General features: G+C 47.7%; 13 protein-coding genes. 12 read left to right on the forward strand and 1 reads right to left on the reverse strand.

What is annotated here, in order from left to right; translation table 11 throughout:
• Window positions 1–81: 81 nt before the first annotated feature.
• The 6 genes from LY387_RS02285 to LY387_RS02310 are packed head-to-tail and all read left to right on the forward strand — an operon-like array spanning window position 82 to window position 10,506.
• Window positions 82–306 (forward strand): hypothetical protein, encoded by a 225-nt coding sequence (locus LY387_RS02285; RefSeq protein WP_234495178.1) that lies wholly within the window; start codon window positions 82–84, stop codon window positions 304–306.
• Window positions 307–312: 6 nt separating this feature from the next.
• Complete coding sequence (locus tag LY387_RS02290) at window positions 313–1,035, forward strand: cellulose synthase operon protein YhjQ/BcsQ (protein ID WP_234495179.1); 723 nt, start codon at window positions 313–315, stop codon at window positions 1,033–1,035.
• 2 nt (window positions 1,036–1,037) lie between these two features.
• Window positions 1,038–3,581, forward strand: coding sequence for a UDP-forming cellulose synthase catalytic subunit (bcsA, locus tag LY387_RS02295; protein ID WP_234495180.1), 2,544 nt, complete (start codon window positions 1,038–1,040; stop codon window positions 3,579–3,581).
• Window positions 3,582–3,590: 9 nt separating this feature from the next.
• Entirely contained in the window at window positions 3,591–5,810 is a 2,220-nt protein-coding gene (bcsB, locus tag LY387_RS02300; RefSeq protein ID WP_234495181.1) for a cellulose biosynthesis cyclic di-GMP-binding regulatory protein BcsB, read from the forward strand.
• Window positions 5,811–5,812: 2 nt separating this feature from the next.
• Window positions 5,813–6,925, forward strand: a complete 1,113-nt coding sequence (gene bcsZ / locus LY387_RS02305; RefSeq protein ID WP_234495182.1) for a cellulose synthase complex periplasmic endoglucanase BcsZ — start codon at window positions 5,813–5,815, stop codon at window positions 6,923–6,925.
• Window positions 6,926–6,927: 2 nt separating this feature from the next.
• Window positions 6,928–10,506, forward strand: coding sequence for a cellulose synthase subunit BcsC-related outer membrane protein (locus tag LY387_RS02310; protein WP_234495183.1), 3,579 nt, complete (start codon window positions 6,928–6,930; stop codon window positions 10,504–10,506).
• A 12-nt stretch (window positions 10,507–10,518) separates the two neighbouring features.
• On the opposite strand, the gene LY387_RS02315 is transcribed toward LY387_RS02310, so the two are convergent.
• Entirely contained in the window at window positions 10,519–12,915 is a 2,397-nt protein-coding gene (locus tag LY387_RS02315) for a metallophosphoesterase (protein ID WP_234495184.1), read from the reverse strand.
• Window positions 12,916–13,257: 342 nt separating this feature from the next.
• Between LY387_RS02315 and LY387_RS02320 the strand changes: the two genes are divergently transcribed.
• The 6 genes from LY387_RS02320 to LY387_RS02345 all read left to right on the forward strand — a co-directional run bounded on the left by LY387_RS02320 (window position 13,258) and on the right by LY387_RS02345 (window position 21,695).
• Window positions 13,258–14,301, forward strand: a complete 1,044-nt coding sequence (locus LY387_RS02320) for a rod shape-determining protein (RefSeq protein ID WP_042473407.1) — start codon at window positions 13,258–13,260, stop codon at window positions 14,299–14,301.
• Window positions 14,302–14,362: 61 nt separating this feature from the next.
• The gene (mreC, locus tag LY387_RS02325; RefSeq protein ID WP_042473408.1) at window positions 14,363–15,226 is read left to right on the forward strand and encodes a rod shape-determining protein MreC; all 864 of its coding nucleotides are present in this window, start codon (window positions 14,363–14,365) and stop codon (window positions 15,224–15,226) included.
• Window positions 15,227–15,243: 17 nt separating this feature from the next.
• A complete protein-coding gene (gene mreD / locus LY387_RS02330) occupies window positions 15,244–15,732 on the forward strand; it encodes a rod shape-determining protein MreD (protein WP_042496399.1) in 489 nt (162 codons plus the stop codon).
• Window positions 15,722–16,306 (forward strand): Maf family protein, encoded by a 585-nt coding sequence (locus LY387_RS02335; protein ID WP_234495185.1) that lies wholly within the window; start codon window positions 15,722–15,724, stop codon window positions 16,304–16,306. The genes mreD and LY387_RS02335 overlap by 11 nt, the downstream gene beginning before the upstream one ends.
• A gap of 18 nt (window positions 16,307–16,324) precedes the next feature.
• A complete protein-coding gene (gene rng, locus LY387_RS02340) occupies window positions 16,325–17,794 on the forward strand; it encodes a ribonuclease G (protein ID WP_234495186.1) in 1,470 nt (489 codons plus the stop codon).
• Between the two features lie 10 nt (window positions 17,795–17,804).
• On the forward strand, window positions 17,805–21,695 hold the full coding sequence (locus LY387_RS02345; protein ID WP_234495187.1) for a YhdP family protein: 3,891 nt from the start codon (window positions 17,805–17,807) through the stop codon (window positions 21,693–21,695).
• Window positions 21,696–21,697: the final 2 nt, after the last annotated feature.

Here is a 21,697-nt window from a genome sequence, read left to right on the forward strand (position 1 = left end):
CATAGTGATATTGATTGAGTATTAGTGTACTATGCGCTCAAATTTAGAACAAACTTATCTTAGTAAGAGTCGTTTAAGGTAATGCAAAAACACACCGCTGATGTAGAGCAGATCTATAATTCCTACGGGATTCCGGCTACTGGTTATCAGAACTTGGAACGTAAGAACGAAATAGAATCATCGCAAAGTAAATGGAGTTTTTTGCAATCAAACCACACAGTGCAAACCGATGATAAGGGTAAAACATTGGTCGTGCACGACAACCAAGTTGAAGCATTCTCAGAAGCACAACTTGAAGGAGAGTAAACACTAATGTCAGTGATACTTGTTAAAGGTGTTCATGCTGGGGTGGGAGCAAGTAGTGTTGCTGCCAATCTAGCGGCCGCCTATACAGTATTGGGGCATAAAGTATTGCTGGTTGACCTCGATCCCAAGAATCTGAGTGGACCTTGGTTCGGTCATTCAACCGAGCATGTTTTTGGCTGGACTGACGCTATTAAGCGTCAAGAGAGCTGGAAAAGCGCGCTTATGAAAGATCCCATAGGCAGTTACTTTCTGCCTCATGGAACGGCCACATTTACGTCGCTTGAATACACTGACATACTCGCTGAGATCTTGAGCGCGGCACAAGACAAGTTTGAAATCGTGATTGTTTCTGCGCCCCACGACATTTCCGATATCTTGTTTGAGGAGCGTATATCCCTAACGCTCAATGTTATTAACCCGACACCTAGCTCGGTAACACTGCTCAATCGTGCCTTGCAACGTGATGCTGCAAAGCCGTCAACTTACTTCGTCCTAAACCAGTGTCGTCATGATGTTGCGCTGTCCAGAGACATGGCATTGGTGCTAGAGGAGTTACTCGGCACTCGATTAGTTTCTGCCCACCTTTATTTTGATATTGCTATTCAAGAAGCCTTTGCCATGCTTGGTAATGTGATGACCGCGGCAAAGCGCTCAAATGCGGCGGTTGAATTTAGGCAATTGGCAACCGTGTTGTTGTCTCAGATAGAAAAGAACCAGCTACGCTCATAAACATGTTTGTTGCTCGATTTATTTCACTCGATCTGCTTCGTCAGTTTTCAGAGTCTATTCAAGTATCTGAAATGGCGTTAAAAAACCGTCATACGTTGCCACTGCTTTGCTTCTTAGTTGTGGTCGCTTTCTCGCGCCAAATCCCCTCGCGATCCGATTGGGATCGCTACTTTCCGCAGATAGATATGAACCAATTTAGTTTTGGCGACAATCTTAGGCTCTGTATACAAATCCTTTGGTTATCTGTTATTAAGCAAGACTTCACATGGAAGGATTGGACCCTGACGCGTCATTTTAATGCGATAAGAGCAGTGAATGCTCGTTTCTTTGGGCTATGCCGGCGCTTATCTGTACGACTTGTGACAAAAATTGATGATAGTCTTGAAGGGCGAGGAGTAAAACGCAGTGCCAACCATTTTGTGCCAGATAGTTTGCTTTATGCCGTTCTATTGATTCTCACCGCGCTTTGTTTGACTGTGCCTTTCTCGATAACTGCTCAGGTTGTTTTTGTCAGTGTACTCGCGGTAGTGGCAGCCTCAGTTCGGGGCGTCAAAGGGCGTCTGCCTAATATGTTGCTTATTATCTTGTCACTGATTGCGTCGTGTCGCTATCTCTGGTGGCGATATTCATCGACTATCAACTGGGATAAAGACCTGGACATGATATTAGGGCTAGTACTGCTCATGGCGGAAACCTACTCCTGGATGGTCCTGCTTCTCAGCTATTTCCAAACGATCTGGCCTTTGAATCGAACGCCCGAAGCGTTACCTGAGGACTCTAACACTTGGCCAAGTATCGACCTGTTTATTCCCACTTATAATGAAGAGTTGGAAGTTGTTCGTGCGACCGTTCTGGCAGCGACGGCTATTGATTGGCCAAAAAACAAAATCAATATCTATATCCTTGATGACGGAAAAAGAGATGATTTTCAGGCATTTGCGGAACAAGCTGGCGTTGGCTATATCCGACGACCAACCAATGAACACGCTAAAGCGGGCAATCTAAACTATGCCCTCAAGCGCACTCATGGTGACTACGTTGCAATATTTGATTGTGACCACATACCGACACGTGCATTTTTCCAAGTCACTATGGGAGCGTTCTTAAAAGACGATAACTTGGCACTCGTACAGACCCCACACCACTTCTTTTCTCCGGACCCATTTGAGCGCAACCTATCGCGCTTTAGACAACTGCCAAATGAAGGCAACTTGTTCTATGGTTTGATTCAAGATGGTAACGATATGTGGGATGCCGCCTTTTTCTGCGGGTCGTGTGCCATCTTGCGACGTGGCCCTCTTGAAGAAGTGGGTGGTGTTGCCGTGGAAACCGTGACGGAAGATGCGCACACAGCACTCAAAATGCATCGTTTGGGCTATCGCAGTGCGTATCTCAAAGAGCCTATTTCGGCCGGTCTTGCAACCGACAGTCTGTCCGCACATATCGGGCAGCGTATTCGATGGGCCCGAGGTATGGCTCAAATCTTTAGGACGGATAACCCATTGTTTGGGAAGGGACTTTCTTGGCAGCAGCGACTTTGTTACCTTAACGGCATGATGCACTTTTTAAGTGGTATACCGCGTTTAATTTTTATGGTCGCGCCACTGGCTTTCTTGATATTGGATGCCTACATCATTTATGCGCCAGCGCTGGCTATCGTACTGTTTGTCTTGCCGCACATGTTTCACGCGAATGTCGCGAATTCGCGGATACAAGGTCAGTATCGACACTCTTTCTGGGGTGAAGTGTATGAGACGGTATTAGCTTGGTACATTGCGATTCCGACGACGGTTGCCTTGTTTTCTCCCGGAAAAGGTAGCTTCAATGTGACCGCTAAAGGCGGGTTGATTGATAAGCGCTTTTTTGATTGGGACATCAGTAAGCCCATTATTGGTTTGTTATTGCTAAATTTGACAGGATTTGCTGTCGGAATCTTCCGATTGTTTGACTACGAGTTTACGGATACCACCACCGTTTTAGTCAACCTGTTTTGGGTGATGTACAACCTCATTGTTCTCGGTGTGGCGCTGGCTGTCGCTGCAGAAGAAAAGCAGGTGCGTATGGCGCATCGAATTGATGTCGACTATCCCGTTTCGTTTATGACGACATCGGGTCATCACTATCCTGCTAGATTAAAGGATTTTTCGTTTAGCGGTCTTGGAATGCAAGTGGACCCAAATATTAATATCCAAAATGGCGATGAAGTTCTGGTCGCCCTAGAGCGCTACGGAATCAAAGAATCGTTTCGCTGCGTCGTCCGTTTCAGTAGAGATGGCGTCATTGGTGCAGAGCTATTACCAATGACCATGGAGAAAGAGAAGCGCTTTGTGCAATGTACATTTGCTCGCTCTGATACATGGTCAAAGTGGCAGCAAGCGTATGAGCAAGATAAACCATTAGAGAGTTTGAAAAGCATGCTTTACGCGAGTGCGATTGGCATCAAGAAAATGATTGAATTTAGCCCTGCTATGGTTAAAACGGTCGTATTTAAGTGGTTCGATATGGTGGCAAGCGTTGCCTCTTATCGCCCTCGCTGGATTGTATAGGAACAAAGAATGAAACTGATTCACGCTTTATCGGGGTTACTACTAGGTGCGGCATCTATGCTGTCGACCTCAGTGTGGGCCGATTTTGTTGATACCTCGACCAAGCAAGTGAGCTATACCTTCAGTGAAATAGCTGGTCCGTCATCGATCTCAATAAAAGGAAGTGGCGGAACTGCTTATCTAGGCTTTGGATCACGACTTGATCAGATCATCACTGGTGGCTCGCTGAATTTAGAGTTTGCTCCATCTCCTGCGTTGCGTGCTCGTGTTTCTCATTTACGTGTCTATCTCAACGAAGAGTTGATGGATGTGGTGGATTTCGCACAAAGCGACTCACCGCAGTTAACCAAAGTCATCGATCTAGACGGACGTTTTTTTAAGAACTACAACCAGATTAAATTTGAGCTAATTGGTCGCATTGATGAAGAGTGCAGTGACGCTAGCGATCCTGCATTGTGGTGGGAGCTGGGCTCAGCGAGCCGTATTACTCTAGATGTTCGCGATATTGAAGTCGCCAATGAACTCAGTTTGCTTCCAGCGCCATTTTTTGATGCTCGTGATCTAAAAGATGTGAGCATTCCAGTCGTAATGCCGTCAGATTTTGGCTTACAAAACCTGCACTCAGCGTCAGTGGTGGCGTCATACTTTTCGAGCCAAGCAAATTGGCGAGAGGTGAGCTTTCCTGTATTCCAAGATGAGACGCCGAACCATCATGCTATCGTGCTGGCGACCAATGACAAACGCCCTGAGCTTATTAAGGATCTGCCAGAGATCACTAAGCCGACTATCCAGATGGTGACACACCCCAGCGCTCCGGGTAAAAAGCTGCTGCTAGTGCTTGGTAAGAATGAAGAACAGTTAGCGTTAGCAGCGAAAGGACTTGTTGCCGGTAGCCAACTGATGTCGGGGGAAGTGGCGTATATTAACAGTGTGAATAAGGTTGCACCTCGCAAACCCTATGATGCGCCCAATTGGCTACCGACAGACAGACCCGTGAAGTTCTCGGAGCTTATCGAGGGGAACTATCAATTAGAATCACAAGGCGTTGAGTTACCGCCGATTCGAGTGAGTTTCACTCTGCCTCCTGACTTGTTTACATGGAATGCGAATACCGTTCCGATGAAGCTGAGCTATCGCTATTCGCCACCGCTGAAGGGCAGTAAGACGTCGCGCCTAAATATCTCGGTCAATGACCGTTTTGTGCGTGCGTTTCCGCTGGATGAGAACAAAAGTGAGGGTGAACAAGATACGTGGCGTGTGCCTATCTTAGGCAGCGAGTCGTTTAGTGCGCGTTCATCAACACAACTGCCAGGATTTAAAATCACCGAGAACAATACCTTGGCGTTTAATTTCCAGATAGCCAACGTGTCAACGGGGATCTGTGAGGGGGTGGGTCCGTCTATCTACTATGCGGCGGTAGACGGTGACTCGACGCTAGATTTCTCAGGGTTTCCTCACTACATCCGAATGCCAAACGCTCACTCTTTTGTGAGCTCTGGGTTCCCATATTCACGAATGGCCGACTTATCAGAGACATCTGTTGTGATTTCGCCGAAACCAAGCAGCAAAGAGGTCGAGCTTTTACTGAATACTGTGGGTTTAATCTCGAAAAAAACAGGCCTCCCAGCCTATCAGTTCGATTTGTTGGAAGAGTGGGATGAAGCGAGCTTGGTTGATAAAGATATTTTGGTTCTTGGCGTGCAGGCCGCTGACAAATTTAAACTGACATCGACGTCCTTAGCGCATGTGAGTTCTAGTGAGTCAGGGCGTTTCATTGAAGCCACTGCAGTTTCAGAGAAGCCGCAAGCGCAGGGCATAGCGAATTTATCTGGTCGCCAGGCAACCATGAGTGCCAACGTGCGAGCTCGCGGTGAGTTTGCCTCTATTGCAAGCTTCGAGTCTCCACTGACTAAGCAGCGCACCGTTACTGTTTTGTCGGCCCGTAATGATGCGTCGGTGCCATTGCTCTTTGGTGCAATGAATGCGCGAGCAGATTCTATAAGTGGCTCTGCAGTTGCCATCACGCAGAATGACATCACTAGCCATCAAGTAGGCGATTACTATTACGTAGGTCAACTACCACTGTTCGATCTTGTGTGGTATCACTTTTCTGATCGCCCAATGCTAATGGTTGCCGTGGCTCTGTTGTTGGTCGTTGCGTTTACCATGTTGATGTGGCGAATGCTGTCTCGTTATGCCAAGCGACGTTTGGCAAATAAAGGAGCTTAGCTATGAAGTCTTGGATTACGACCCTAGCTCTTTTGCTAAGCGTGACAACAATCGTGGCGCACGCAGATGAATGGCAAGATTGGAGCCGTTTCAAAGCGGTTTACATGACACCACAAGGGCGCATTGTCGATGGTTCGGATAAGCGGTTGATTACGACATCGGAAGGGCAGTCTTACGCCCTGTTTTTTGCACTAGTGGCGAATGATCGTAAGGCGTTTGATCTGCTTTATAACTGGACTCAACAGAATTTGGCGCAAGGTGATCTCACCGCTCGTCTTCCTGCTTGGTTGTGGGGAAAAACCAGTCAGGGATACGGTGTGCTCGATGCAAACTCTGCTTCTGACTCAGATTTGTGGATCGCGTATACCTTGATCGAAGCTGGGCGTATCTGGGGTGATGACTATTATCAGAATGTCGGCTATTTGCTAGCTGAACGTATTTTGCGAGAAGAAACGGTCGCTTTTGGGCCAGGTGACAGACAGCTTTTACCCGGTAAACAAGGCTTTGAGCTGCAAGATAAGGTCAAGCTCAACCCTAGCTATACTCCAATGCCGTTGTTAGCGGCGTTTGCATCGCGCGACACCAAAGGAGAATGGAAAGATCTTTATCAAGGGTCACTTAAGCTTTTGACGAACAGTCAGGCGAAAGGCGTTAGCCCGGATTGGTTGCTATATGATGGTAATGCCATTAGTTACGACCAACAGACGACCGACATTGGTAACTACAATGCCATTCGAAGCTACCTTTGGGCGGGTATGATGCCGAATGCAATGGATGGTTATCAGCCTATTATCGATTCATTGACGTCTTTTGCGAAGCAGTCGATGACTCAGGGCTTTGCACCGCTTAACACCTATGCTCAAACTGGAAGGCTAGAGAAGAAAGGCCCTGTGGGCTTTGATGCTGCCCTGTTACCTTTACTAATGATTCACTCATCAACGGACATAGCAGACTTGTGGGCAAATCGTATCCGCACAAATCTAGTGACGGATAGTAATGATGAGTACTACAACAATGTGTTGGCATTATTTGGTTTGGGTTGGTATGACAACCAGTATCGCTTTAGTGATACGGGTGAGTTATTGCTCCCTTGGGCTGAAAAAGGTGAACAGTAACAGTGAGGGCGGTATCAACTAAGATAGCAGCGACAGCATTAACCGTTTTCAGTACCTCCGTCTGGGCGGTGGATGTGCCATCGATCTTTTATAGCAACGCGCCAGATTGGTTAGAAAACCAAATTGTGATTGGTGAGCTCAAACAAGATGAAACCTTAGTTGAAGGCGCGGTAGAGCGTTGGCTCGCTATTGCCCCAAATAGTCCAGAGGCTGTGTTTGCGAAAGCGCGTTGGTTGGTGCGAAATAACCAGTTACAAGAAGCACAAGCGTTATTTGGTAAGCTTGATAAGAGCACTAACTCAGAGTTGGTGTCTGCTTTTGGTAATTACTTATCCCTACATTCCACCCAACAAGACCAGTACAATCAGGCGCTGTTACTGCAGCGTGGTGGTCAGAATGAAGCTGCGCTGGAACTGTTCGAGAAACTTTATGGTCCTCACCGCCCTGATATTAGCAGTGAACTGAGTTATTTAGGGCTTAAGTCGACGTTTCCAAAGTATGAGCAAGAAGTGCTTGAATCCTATGAGGAATTGAATAGGCGTTTTCCCGACGTAGGGGAAATTAGACTGGGACTTGCCAGGCACCTTTCCCGCTATGGACGAGAGGAGGAGGCATTAGCCATCTATCGAGAGCTTGCCAATGACTCCCGATTGGGGGTGTTCGCGAGTACGTTGTGGATGAATGAACTGCAGACCCAACCCATGTCCGAAAAGTGGATGGAGACGTTTGAGCTGATTGCGAGTTATCACCCAGAAAACCTATCTATTCAGCAACAGTACGAGACAGCAAGACAGAACTGGCAGCGTGAAAAAACACTAAGAAGAGATCCTATTTATCGAGGTAAGCTCGCTGCATTCGAGAGTGTTGATCAAGGTCAGTACAACAAATCGACGTTGAACGCCTTACTCGCGGCAAACCGCAAGTATCCTAATGATCCAGACACTCTAGTAGCTTTAGGTCGTTATTATTACAGCACTAATGATTTCCAAATATCGCTCGATTACTTCCTGACGGCACAAAAACTCGATGATTCGCCTGACCTTATTGACTTCTACGAGGCTGAAATTCGCTCTGTTCGTTTCTGGCAAGCGCTTGATGCAGCAAGGCGTTCTTTAGGTGCTCAGCAATACGCACAAGCAATGCAGCAGGTCGATGTGGCGATCTCTCTAGATCCCCAACAATCCTTTGCCTATACCATTAAAGGGCGAATTTACCTTGAACAACAAGAGTATAAGTTAGCTCACCAAGCTGCGAATAAAGCGTTAACGATAGAGCCTTTGAGCAGCTCAGCAATACAGTTATGGGTGCAAACCTATGATCCGGAAAAGGGCAATAGGGGGGAATACGAGGCGTTAAACACGTTGAACCGATCTCAACGAGCTCAAATTGAAGCGTATGCCGCTGAGGTAGAGCATTTGTTTGTCTACGACCAACTGGTCGCTAGCAGTGAGCTACCCGAAAGTAACGAACAGTTTCGAGAGCAGTTCAGAAAGGTACTGGAGAGCAACGCTTATTTACCTTGGGTAAAAAGAAACATTGCCGAGCAAGTATTACGTTTGGGTAACTCTCGATTGGCTGATAAGGTGATGACAAACGCCTATCAGGCACATAAAGATAGTGAGCATACCCATGCTTATGTACTCTACCTATCAGGTCAAGGACGCTGGAGAGAAGCGTTTGATGTCATTAATGCCTCCGAGGCTCAGCAGCTGACGGCCGCTGAAGTTGCAACGTTTTCTAGAGTGAAACTCGAATACTATCGCCAGCAAATTGCTGCACAAGGGTTACGAGGTGATGATCTCGTCCGTTACATTGATGACGTTGCGAAAAAGGATCGCCCTAGTGCAATCGTGTTGTGGTCCGAAACACCATTTGATGAACGTGCACAGGCTGAAATGGATGCTGTCGACGTGGCTAAGCTCTCTATTCCCGAGCTGGAGTTGATGTCACAAGCGGCGTTTGATGTGAATAATGCCAAGTTCCATCAGTCGGTGTATCAAGAGGCAAAACGAAGGAATGCTCTCTCGTCGTCGATGACTCAGCGACACAGCTTGTTTGAAGCAGATAGACTGTTAGCGCAGCAGAAAACCAAGCAGGCGTCTGAGATTTATTTGGCGCGTTTAGAGGAAGGCTTTCCTATTTCTGACGCCCGAATGAGTGTGTGGTTGGCCGCCTCACCCGAATATGTTGACCCTGTGTTAGAAATTCAGGCTCAGCGTGTGTTCGAACTCAGTGATGAGCAGGTGGTAAGTAGCCTTTCAATGGCACTTCAAACCAACAATAAGCCTTATATCAACTTCTTTAACAACCATTTGCCGTTAAAATCGCTAAGCGCTTTTAATTACTGGCAACTACAAGAAGCATCACTTGAGCAGCCTAATGACGCATTGACGAAACAGTATGCTCGCCAAGCATTGCTTTTGGACGACAAAGAGCGACTAGGCCTCGACCGTACCCGTGATATCGGTAGCGCCTATCGTGCAGCAGACGACAATTGGATGACCAATGATATCATTGCCACATTGGATCGTTTGGATGAACGGCACGAGTCATATTTCATTGTTGGCTCAGAATTTAATAATGTTCCAGGTGGCTCAAAGTACCTAACCGTCCCGTTTGAGCTTGGGATTGCCATGCCTGAATGGAACGGTCGACTTAAGCTCAGAACCGATAGCGTGTACCTCAATAGCGGCTCTTTGACGTACTACAATACCAATGTTGAATTTGAGCGTGATCGAGTAGGGCAGGCGTTTTCGATTGGTTGGGAAGCGGATAACTGGCAAGCCGATATTGGTACTACGCCCGTTGGTTTTCGTTATACAGACTGGGTTGGTGGTATCGAAGGTGTGACCGAGTGGGGAGATGTGACATTGAGAGGCAATCTCTCTAAGCGTCCGGTTACCGCGAGTTTGATCTCTTATTCGGGCCTATCTGTTACCGAGCGCACTGGGGAGACGACGGAGTTTGGCGGGGTCACTCGCACAGGTGCTACATTGAGTGCCTCATGGAATGACGGTCGTCCCTATGGGGTCTGGGGTTACCTTGAGTACCATCAATTGACAGGCAACAATGTTGCCGATAATGATCGTACGTCAGGCATGCTCGGGACTTACTATAACTTTATCAGTACAGATGAAGAAGCCTTCTCATTAGGGGGCACCGTGTTTTATATGGGATACGATAAAAATGTCAATGAAGTGATTATTGGCCATGGTAAGTATTACAGTCCGCAAAACTATACGTCGTTCTCTGTGCCCGTTTCCTACTATCGACGTCATAGTTTTGACTGGACTTATGGAGTGAGGGGAACGGTCTCATTCTCCAATGCGTCGTTTGATGCGCCATACAATATTCCAGGTACCTCTCCGTCAACATCACAAGGGGTCAGTGCTGGTTTGCAGCTTTATACTGAATATCGGATCAGCGATCATTGGAGTTTTGTCGGTTATGTATCACAGCAATTTGCGAGCGATTATCAGCCAAGCGTGTTTAACGTTTATCTCAAGTATCACTTTGATTCGAACTGGCGCAAAGCACGACTTCAACCGGATCCACTAAGGTTATATGCGGACTATTTCTAGTCCGCTGTCTGGCTATTTTTCCCTGTTATTAAAGAACTTGGCACGCTGTGTGACCCACTTGTGAGCCCAATCTACTGGCGCATCTTGGTAAGCACGTTCAACTGATTGGCTAAGTGTGCGAACGGAAGGGGTGTAATCAATGGCGTTTTTCACCCCTCCGAGCGCCGCAATATCATTGCTGGTCAGTGAGCGAGGTGTGAACATGAGCGAGTTTAGGTAGACCTCGCCCGACTCAAACTTGCCGTCAGCTGTATCTGTAAATAGCGCTAACCCATTTCTGTCCATTGACCAAAGTTGTCCTAAACCGGCATAACGCATGGACGCAATAAACTCGCCATCGGCATAGAGCTTGTACGCGACGTCTCCTTCACTGGATGCAAAAAATACCAAGGCAATTCGATACCAAGTATTAGGCTCAAAATAACCTTCATATTGTGGTGAGACTCCAATATCTCCTTCTGGAGAGAGATAGATGTTGGGTTGACCATCGTCGTCGTTGGCATCGACAAGGGCTCGGTATTTGTCACTGGCTGGCCATAGCGCATCGAAGACCAACGTGTAATTCGAAATACGGTCAAGACTTGCGAAATCACCATTCGCTGCATGTTGTGTCGAGAGCTCAAAACGACCATTGCTCAACGCCGTTAGGGCTCCGAGCTTGATAATGTTGCCGATACTACCATCAGGCAGTGTAGGAACCGAAAGTGACTCTGTGGTGCCGCAGCTAAGCAAGTTGCTGCCGCAGAGCAGAGCATCGCCAAGTTCATCAGTGAGTTCCACTGAAGAAGCTTGATTTTGCTCGGTGGCAAAGATGTCACTGCTGTCTGAGAAATTCCAGATTGAAGTGGTGTTGGGGGCATCTTGGTCACAGCTAAACAGTAGGTCATCGGCATCGAGGTATAAGCAGTTCGCCGTGCGTGAACGCGCATAGTTATCAAAAATCTCCCATGCTTCGGCTATTAGTTCTGCTTCTTCCTTCGTGTAGTAACTCGCATTGAAAAAAAGCTCTGGATTCCAGGCCGCTGACTTGAATAATCCAATGTTGTAATTCTCCGTTACATCAATATCGTTTACTGCAGGACCTCGATAGGCAAGCTCAGTGTCAGATTCAATCATGTTAATCAGCTCATCTCCGCTAACGATGACCTGATATAAGGCGCTGAACCCCGGCGTGTTGGACGGCTGGCGCTCAATCGGGTAGGCGTTGTGAAAATCCTCTTGTGTCAATGAGCCTGGGGCCCAAATTTCGCTGTCTTCGATCTCATCGCGGTTGAGGAAACTCGCGTTAATTGTGTAACGTTTTGCTGTCTTCGGAGCGGTAAAGTCGGTCAGGCTGGCATGAAGGATGTCGAGAACTTCGTCGCGTGAGGGCTGTTTTTGAGAAATTGCGATTTCAGTGCTGGCGTCTGGCGCATAGGTGCCCATGATGCTATCGATCTTGGTTTGAGTGGTTTGATCGATAGGTGAAGATTCAGCAATACTTTGTGGTTGAGGAGCGCTCGTCGTTGCGGTTTTAGTGGCAAGATCAAAGGTAACCGTAATGTCGGTGTAACCTTTAGCATTAAAGTCAGGTAACACAACCGTACTGTTGTTAATAAGAGTTGTGGTGGGTGAATCATGGGTATGCCCGCCAAGGACAAGGTCAATACCATCGACAAATTCAGCCAAAGCGGTATCCGTGCCGTGGCCGAGGTGGCTGAGCATAACCATGTAATCGACCTGCTCACCATAGGCTGAAATGAGCTCTCTTGCACGGTCGTTCCAGTCCCAACGCATGCTAAAATCGTCAATAAAATCGCCAGGAGGCGTGACTTCTTGGTCTAGTTCATTCCATGGCCCTGAGGTCATGCCGAAAAATCCGACCTTAACACAGCCCACCTGTGCAATCGCAAAGTCGACACCGTTAAAGCCTTCCGTATCGTTCCCATAGTAGGATGTATTCGACGCGAGCACGGTGGCAACGTCGTCTCTTGAATACTCTAATAACTGTTCAGGGCCCCAAGCAAAGTCGTGATTACCGATAACGCGATAGTCGAATGCGAGCGCCTGAGTTGCTTCGAGTGTCGCATAACCCCCAGACAATTGCTCTGCGACCGTACCTTTTTCGTAGTCATCGCCACCATTGGTAAACAGCGTATAGGCGTTGTCGTCAAGGGCAGACAGGTGTGCCTGTTTGATCTTGCTATAGAATTGTTCTCGATAACCAAAATGGCCATGTAAGTCTGCGACGTGTATGAATCGAATGGTTTGTGACACTGCGCTTGGGTCACAGTCAGGACCATGCTTTTTGATTGGTGCGGTAGGAATTGGGTCTCCCAAGGATACCGAACTGTCGTCATTACACCCAACTAATGAGGCGGATGCTAAGGCACTAGACAAAAGCAGAACAGTAAAACGCGAACGATTCATAGTAATTATAAACTGGTGGAATATCCCCATAGAATACCAGATTGCGGGTCACGGGTTATCGTATGTTGTCGCGTTATTGGTGGGTTTTATGGTTTGGTTCGCATTCGCGACTTAACGAGACGGTTTTTTTAGGGCGAGGGGATGGCATTGAGCGTATTTATGAAGGCTGGTTAATCGCATCTCGCCAATAAATCCTGTGAATTTTTTGCGTTAAGTAAGGAAACTGTAAGAAAATGGGGGTTTCCTCCAATGTTTCTGCTTCAATGCCTTGCTGTGATGGCGCGGCATTGGTACATTTAGTGCAATTTTTGTCTTCTAATTCTTGCAGGACGAGCGAAGAATATGTTTAAAAAACTGCGTGGCATGTTTTCTAACGACCTATCGATTGATTTAGGTACTGCCAACACACTGATTTATGTAAAAGGACAGGGTATCGTCCTAGACGAGCCTTCTGTTGTAGCTATCCGTCAAGACCGTGCGGGTTCAGCGAAGAGCGTTGCGGCCGTCGGTCATGCAGCGAAACAGATGCTAGGTCGTACACCTGGTAACATTTCTGCCATTCGTCCGATGAAAGATGGCGTAATCGCTGACTTCTACGTGACTGAGAAAATGCTTCAGCACTTCATCAAGCAAGTGCATGACAACAGCGTACTCAAGCCAAGCCCGCGTGTACTTGTCTGTGTCCCTTGTGGTTCTACTCAAGTTGAACGTCGTGCGATTCGCGAATCGGCACTGGGTGCGGGTGCGCGCGAAGTGTACCTAATTGATGAGCCAATGGCAGCGGCAATTGGTGCTGGTCTTCGCGTGTCTGAGCCAACGGGTTCAATGGTGGTCGATATCGGTGGTGGTACGACTGAAGTTGCGGTTATTTCGCTAAACGGCGTAGTTTATTCATCGTCTGTTCGTATCGGTGGTGACCGTTTCGACGAAGCGATCATCAACTACGTTCGCCGTAACTACGGTAGCTTGATTGGTGAAGCAACGGCTGAAAAGATCAAACACGAGATCGGCTCTGCGTATCCAGGTGATACTGTTGAAGAGATCGAGGTTCGTGGTCGCAACCTTGCAGAGGGTGTGCCACGTAGCTTTAGCCTAAACTCAAACGAGATCCTAGAGGCGCTTCAAGAGCCACTAACGGGTATCGTATCTGCTGTGATGGTTGCGCTAGAGCAGTGTCCACCAGAGCTAGCATCGGATATCTCTGAAAACGGTATGGTACTAACAGGTGGCGGTGCACTGCTTCGTGACCTTGACCGCCTGCTAACAGAAGAGACGGGTATTCCAGTTGTTATCGCTGAAGATCCACTAACGTGTGTGGCTCGTGGTGGCGGTAAAGCGCTAGAAATGATCGACATGCACGGTGGCGATCTATTTACAGAAGAATAATGGTTTCTCTCTAGTTTTGGTGTGGCACTAAAACTAGAGTCCACATCAAGGTTATGCGTACATGAAACCAATATTTGGTCGAGGTCCTTCTTTACAACTTCGGTTATTTCTTGCTGTTACATTATCAGCCGGCTTAATGCTGGCTGATAGTCGTTTAGACACATTCTCAAATTTTCGCTACTTGTTGAACAGTGCCGTGGCACCGATTCAATATGCGGCTAACCTTCCTCGCTCGATGTTTGACGGCGTTTATGAACGCCTAAATACCCGTCAGGGCTTGGCAGAGCAAAACATTAACCTCAAACGAGAGGTGCTTCGCTTAAAAAGCGATTTAATTTTGCTTGACCAATATCGTGAAGAAAACCAACGCTTTAGAGAACTTCTTGGCTCATCATTTGTCCGAGACGAGAAGAAGGTGGTGACCGAAGTAATGGCGGTCGATACCTCTCCGTATCGCCACCAAGTGGTGATCGATAAAGGCCGCATTGATGGCGTTTATGAAGGTCAGCCGGTGATCAATGAGAACGGTATTGTCGGTCAGGTTACCTTTGTTGGTGCTCACAACAGTCGAATTATGTTGCTCACTGACTCGAACAGCGCGATTCCAGTTCAAGTTATCCGAAATGATATTCGTGTTATTGGGTCAGGTAATGGATCCATTGATGAAATACAGTTGGAACACATTCCAACCAGTACGGATATTCAGCCTGACGATTTACTCGTCACCTCAGGTCTAGGTGGTATCTATCCTGAGGGGTACCCGGTGGCTCATGTCAAATCGGTTCAACGTGACAATCGCCGAGAGTTTGCCAATATCGTCGCGGAGCCGGTAGTGGATTTTGACAGATTACGTTACCTACTGCTGATCTGGCCAAATAACGACAGGCAACAGCAAGAAGTGGAAGATATCCTCAATGCAGAATAAAGGACTAACACACAATCATGGCTAACAGTTCATTTCGCAGTCATATGGTGATTGGCACATCGTTGTTGGTCGCACTCGTTCTGCAAACTATTCCCTGGCCTGGCGTATTGGATTTCATCCGTCCTTCATGGCTGTTTTTAGTACTCGGATATTGGGTGCTGGCCTTGCCGCATCGTGTCAATGTGGGTACTGCTCTGTTTGTCGGTTTAGTCTGGGATCTGCTTGTCGGTTCTACGCTAGGTATCCGCGGCATGATGATGTCGATAGTCGTCTACGTTATAGCGTTAAACTTCTTAGTACTCAGGAACATGGCGTTATGGCAGCAGGCAACCATCATGGCATTGCTTTCTATGGTGCTCGAGGTGTGCATCTTTTTCGGCGAGTATTTGATCCAAGACGTGACTTTTAATCCGATGTCGCTGTGGAGCGGTCTGATTAACTGTATACTTTGGCCATGGATGTTTTTACTGCTGCGTCGTGTAAGAAGGCATTGGCATGTCAGATAGAGCTCACTCTTTGATTATTGTATTGGCATCGACGTCACCTAGGCGGCGTGAATTACTGACTCAACTGGGTTACGATTTTTCGATTGTCAGCCCAGACATTGAAGAGCAAAAGCAAGCGAGTGAGTCTCCCGAGCAATATGTTGAGCGCCTATCGCTAGAAAAAGCGCAAGCCGGGTTAGCATTAAGCAAGCCCAATAGTGTGGTTGTTGGCTCTGATACGGTCGTCGTGCTCGATGAGACGGTATTAGAAAAACCAAGTGATTTCAGTCACTCTAGAGCTATGCTCAGCAGCATGTCTGGACGAAAACACCAAGTACTGACAGCGGTCAGTGTAGTAAGCGAATTAAAGCAAGCATCGGTGGTTGTGACGACCGATGTGTGGTTCAAACCCCTTAGCGAACAAGAAATAGAACAATATTGGCAAAGCGGTGAACCCAAAGATAAAGCTGGCAGTTATGGTATCCAAGGATTAGGTGGGCGTTTTGTCACTCGTATCGAGGGCAGTTATTACGCTGTTATGGGACTGCCACTGTATGAAACTGACCAGCTCTTGCAAGAATTTATAAATAATTAAAAATATTGAGGTGCGCTCATGAGTGCAGAGCTGTTGATAAACGTAACTCCTAGTGAAACAAGAGTTGCGATGATTGAAAGTGGAATTCTACAAGAAGTCCATATTGAGCGCGAAGCAAAGCGTGGCATCGTTGGTAATATCTACAAAGGCAAGGTAAGCCGCGTTTTACCGGGTATGCAGGCGGCGTTCGTTGACATTGGCCTAGAGAAAGCGGCTTTCTTGCATGCCTCTGATATCGTTCCTCACACTGAGTGTGTTGCCGAGAATGAGAAAAAACAGTTCCAAGTTCGCGATATTTCTGAGCTGGTTCGCCAAGGTCAGGATATTGTTGTGCAAGTCGTTAAAGACCCGCTAGGCACCAAAGGCGCGCGTCTCACTACCGACATTACCTTGCCATCTCGTTATCTCGTCTTTATGCCTGGAGCCAGTCATGTTGGCGTGTCTCAGCGCATTGAGAGTGAAGAAGAGCGCTTGCGTCTTAAGCAGGTTGTCGCCGCGCATTGCGATGAAAATGGTGGCTTTATCATCCGAACTGCGGCAGAAGGTGCCAATGAGAAAGAGCTTGCTCAAGATGCTGCTTTTCTAAAGCGACTTTGGCTCAAAATCAACGAGCGCCGGTCTAAATACAAAACTCGCTCGACGCTATACGGTGAATTGGGCTTAGCTCATCGTATCTTGCGTGATTTTGTTGGCACAGAGATCACCCGCATTCAAGTCGACTCTCGCCTTATCTATGAGAGCCTAAAAGAGTTCACCAGTGAGTTCGTACCTGAGCTGGAATCTTTGCTCGAGCTGTACGAAGGTGATAAGCCTATCTTCGATATGTTTGACACTGAGAATGAGATTCAGCGCTCACTGGAACGCAAAGTTGATCTTAAATCTGGTGGTTACCTGATCATCGATCAAACCGAAGCCATGACCACAGTGGATATCAATACTGGCGCGTTTGTGGGCCGACGTAACCTAGAAGAGACCATCTTCAATACCAATGTTGAAGCGACGCAAGCCATTGCTCGTCAGCTGCGACTTCGTAATCTTGGTGGCATCATTATTATCGATTTTATTGATATGGGGCTTGATGAGCACCGTCAGCGCGTTTTGACGTCATTGGAAGCTGCGCTAGCCAAAGATCGAGTAAAAACCAACATCAATGGCTTTACTCAGCTTGGTTTAGTCGAGATGACTCGTAAGCGCACACGCGAAAGTATTGAACATGTCCTATGTAGCGGTTGTCCAACATGTGAGGGGCGTGGTTCAGTGAAGACGGTCGAGACAGTCTGTTACGAGATCCTGAGAGAAATCACGCGCGTTAACCGTGCTTACGATGCCGATAACTTTGTGGTTTATGCGGCGCCTGCTGTGGCGGATGCGCTTGAGGGTGATGAGTCACATGCGCTTGCTGAGCTTGAAGTCTTTATTGGTAAGCAAGTGCGTATTCAAGCAGAGCCTTTGTATATTCAAGAACAATTTGACGTTGTTATGATGTGATGAGAAGTTTGTGAGTCCTCGCGTTAATCAAATCGTACGCCTATTTCTTTGGCTTCTACTGACCGTGTTGGTGCTGCTTGCCTCCACGGTCACAGTGCTGCGTGTGGGCTTGCCACAACTCAATAAAATCCAGCCTGAGATTGTCACTTGGATCAATCAAGGGACCGGACTTAACGTCTCGCTTAAAGATGTTCGCGGTTTTTGGCGAAATACCCACCCCTCCATCTCACTTCAAGGGGTCTCCGTTGGCCTGCCTGATAGCCCTGAAACTGAGTTCAAGGTGGCGAACCTAGAACTGGAGTTCGACCTCATACAAACTCTATTGCAGCAGCAACCCGTACTTGCTGACATGGTCATCAATGACATGGTGCTCGATGTTCGTTCGGTGGATTTGCTAAAAGCAACGGAGAGTACGGATTCAGAGCAAGATAAGACGCCTGCCAAAAGTGGCGAGCAGTTAATTCAGCGACTCGACAACTTGTTGCTACGTCAATTGGACCGCTTTACCGTCGCTAACTCGAGCATTCATTACACCTCGATCTCGGGTGAAGCGCGTCAGCTTGAAATCGAAAACCTTCAATGGCGCAATGAGCAGCGTCGCCACCTTGCTCAGGGGGTGGTATCGATTGCCGATGTGAACCTAAATGCGCTCGAGGTGCGTGCCGACTTTATCGATAATGGTTCTTTAACGAGCGTCAGTGGCGATTTTTATGTCTCTGTTGAACAGATGTCGTTGACGCCATGGCTATCACAAGAGCAAAGAGAGCAAACAGGTATCGAAACGGGTTCAGTCAGTTCACGAGCTTGGTTAAAGCTTGAGGATAGCAAAGCAAAAGAAGCGTATCTTGAAGTACTGCCGTCAGAGCTCTCTTGGTCAAAAGCTAACACGCAGCATGATCTCATTGTCGAGTCGGCGGTACTGCACCTCTTGCCATCTGAATCTGGTTGGCAACTAAACGTTCATCAAGTCAACGCTCGAACCGATGATATTGCTTGGCCGGAGCTCGATGTTGCGGTGGATTGGAATCGTGATAATCAGTGGCAGGTGAATGTCTCTCAGTTAGACGTTAATGCACTCAAGCCATTAACCACATTGAGCAACAATGCAACTCTAAATGACTGGCTTACCAAGCTAAACCCTGGTGGTCGCATTGAGGATATACGCGTTTCCCAACTTGATGGTGAGGGTTCACTGAAATACTCGGCCAAGTTGCAGCAAGTATCCATGTCACAATGGGCGCTGTTGCCTGGCTTTTCGCAGGTTTCTGGTCAGGTTCGCGGTAATACTGAGCGAGCTTATGCTCGCGTATCAGTGATTGATGACAGATTTCCATACGGTGATGTGTTTCAAGCGCCGCTGAATATCAAACAAGGTCTTGTTGATATCCATTGGGAGAACCATGGTGAGCAAGGTTGGTCACTGTGGTCAGATAAAGTGACGGCGGCAACGCCCGATCTTCAGGTGCTTGGTGCATTTAGGCTCGATTTTCCGAAAGACGACAGCCCATTTCTATCTTTTTACGCTGAAGCCGACTTGTACAATGCCGGTGAAGTCTGGCGTTATCTCCCAACGCTGGCGATGGGGCAAAGCCTGACGGATTACTTGTCTGCTGCCATTCAAGCGGGTCGCGTAAACACCTCAAAACTGCTTTGGTATGGCAGATTGTCTGATTTCCCGTACCGAGAAAACAACGGTATGTTCCAAGCCTTTGTTGGCTTGAGAGATGCGAAGTTTAGTTTTGATACCAATTGGCCGCCGCTTACGGACTTGCAACTCGATCTGCTGTTCCAAAATGAAAGCATGCACCTAGATTCTCGTGCTGCAACTCTAATGAACGTTAAGGGACAACGCATCACAGGTCGTATTCCTGTGCTGAGCGGCGATGGCCACCTAGAGATTGAAGCGAAAGCGAAAGGCAAAGGCAGTGCGGTACGCGATTATATGACGGCGTCGCCATTAGTCGACTCAGTCGGTGCGGCGCTGACAGCCGTGCAGGTGAGTGGTGACGTCAATGCCGATTTCCAGCTTTACATTCCGTTTTCAGGCGATAGCACGCCATCACGAGCGTGGGGTTTTGCTGAGCTGAGTAATAACCATGTTGAAATCGATGCGCCACCTATGACGTTAGAGCAGGTGTCTGGTCGAGTTGAGTTCGATAATGATGTGGTGAAAGCGACAGGGTTGTCGGCTAACTTACTGGATCAGCCAATCAACCTTGATTTCCAAGGCCAGAATGCGGGCAAGGGCTATGCGGTGAACATTGATGCCGTGGGCGATTGGAAAATGGCACCATTAGAGCCGTATATCGGTGACAAAGTAGTCAGCCGATTAGCGGGGCACTCACCTTGGCATTTGGATGTCGATATTCAGCTCAATGACGTTGGCTTTACTTATCAATTGGATCTCGATGCCAACTTGACAACCATTGCCAGCCAGTATCCTTATCCGCTCAGCAAGGCATTCGGAGAGAAGGGGAAGGCGCGACTTCAGGCATCGGGAAATCAAGAAAGCATCTCTGCTCGATTGCAGCTGCCGTCCGTTAAGTATCAGACGGAAATTGATATCACCAAAGACGTCCCTGTTCTAGAAGCGACGAACTTAGTACTCGGTGAGGGCGGCTTCAAGATTAGCCCGATTGTCGGTCACTATGTGCAGGTGCGCTCGGATAAATTGAACCTTGACCAATGGAGTGAAGTATTCAAAGAGCCGCCAAGCGATAAAAAAGCGGTGCTCGATGATTTACCTAAACCAGAACTCCCTCTGCCACGAAGAGCCACAGTCGAGGCGAAGGAACTGACGTTAGGTGGCATCGAATGGCATGATGTGGACTTCGATGCTAGATATAAGAAAGGGGGCTGGCAGTTCTCTTTAGATAGCCAAGAGGCGAAAGGTGAAGCAAGTTATAGCGACAATAACGAGCTACATTTAGCACTTAATCGTCTACACATCTATGTTCCAGAGCTCGATGAGCTTGCTGAAGAAGATGAATCGATCATCACGCAAGAGAACCCGCAAGCACCGCCAGTGAGCGATTTTGAACGTTCATTATTTGACGTATTGCCCGATACACAGCTGACGATCGATAACTTTTGGTTCCAAGGCTACAAAGTGGGCAAAGTGGATATGGATGTGGAACGCTCTGGGAATAAGCTCGTCTGGAACAAGTTTAACCTATCTAGCGGGACCAACCAGGTTAATATCGACGGCAGTTGGCTGGTGTCTGGTGACCAGAATAAGACCAAGGTGAACTTTAAGGTCAAGGGTGAGAACAACAGCGACCTAATGGAGCGATTCGGCATCACCTCTGGTATTCAGCGTGCGCCATTTGAGATGAATGCTAAGTTGGACTGGGAAGGTGCGCCATGGTCAATGCGCCTTAATACCGTGAACGGCGAGATGGACACCAAACTCGGCAAGGGGGTTATCTCAGATGTCAGCGGTGCCGCTCGATTATTAGGTCTGTTCAGTTTAGACTCGATCATACGCAAGATGCAGCTCGATTTTACCGATGTGTTTGATAAAGGGATGGCGTTCAACTCCATCACAGGTTCCGGTAAGATTCGCGACGGTGTGTTTGTGACAAACGACATCATGATGGATGCGGTCGCGGGTGAAATGAAGATCAAAGGCTTAGCTGAGTTGCCGACACAAACTGTGGATGCAGAGGTGAGCTTCACACCGGATATGACCTCGGGTATTCCAATTATCACCGCCTTTGCTGTGACACCCCAAACCGCGTTGGTTGTTTTGGCCGTGACGACGGTGATCTCTCCGGTTGTTGAGGTTGTTACCCAGGTTAATTATTCGGTCAAAGGACCACTAGATTCGCCAACGGTTAGCGAGATCTCCCGAAGTAAAGGGGAATACAAGCTGCCAGAGGATCTAAAGCAGGAGAAATAGGA

This window comes from Vibrio maritimus (genome assembly GCF_021441885.1).
Taxonomy (GTDB): domain Bacteria; phylum Pseudomonadota; class Gammaproteobacteria; order Enterobacterales; family Vibrionaceae; genus Vibrio; species Vibrio maritimus_B.

Excerpts from the sequence above, each read along its gene's own strand:
- LY387_RS02285 (WP_234495178.1), top strand. The coding sequence starts at position 82 with ATGCAAAAACACACCGCTGATGTAGAGCAGATCTATAATTCCTACGGG.
- LY387_RS02290 (WP_234495179.1), top strand. The coding sequence starts at position 313 with ATGTCAGTGATACTTGTTAAAGGTGTTCATGCTGGGGTGGGAGCAAGT.
- bcsA (WP_234495180.1), top strand. The coding sequence starts at position 1,038 with ATGTTTGTTGCTCGATTTATTTCACTCGATCTGCTTCGTCAGTTTTCA.
- bcsB (WP_234495181.1), top strand. The coding sequence starts at position 3,591 with ATGAAACTGATTCACGCTTTATCGGGGTTACTACTAGGTGCGGCATCT.
- bcsZ (WP_234495182.1), top strand. The coding sequence starts at position 5,813 with ATGAAGTCTTGGATTACGACCCTAGCTCTTTTGCTAAGCGTGACAACA.
- LY387_RS02315 (WP_234495184.1), bottom strand. The coding sequence starts at position 12,915 with ATGAATCGTTCGCGTTTTACTGTTCTGCTTTTGTCTAGTGCCTTAGCA.
- LY387_RS02320 (WP_042473407.1), top strand. The coding sequence starts at position 13,258 with ATGTTTAAAAAACTGCGTGGCATGTTTTCTAACGACCTATCGATTGAT.
- mreC (WP_042473408.1), top strand. The coding sequence starts at position 14,363 with ATGAAACCAATATTTGGTCGAGGTCCTTCTTTACAACTTCGGTTATTT.
- mreD (WP_042496399.1), top strand. The coding sequence starts at position 15,244 with ATGGCTAACAGTTCATTTCGCAGTCATATGGTGATTGGCACATCGTTG.
- LY387_RS02335 (WP_234495185.1), top strand. The coding sequence starts at position 15,722 with ATGTCAGATAGAGCTCACTCTTTGATTATTGTATTGGCATCGACGTCA.
- rng (WP_234495186.1), top strand. The coding sequence starts at position 16,325 with ATGAGTGCAGAGCTGTTGATAAACGTAACTCCTAGTGAAACAAGAGTT.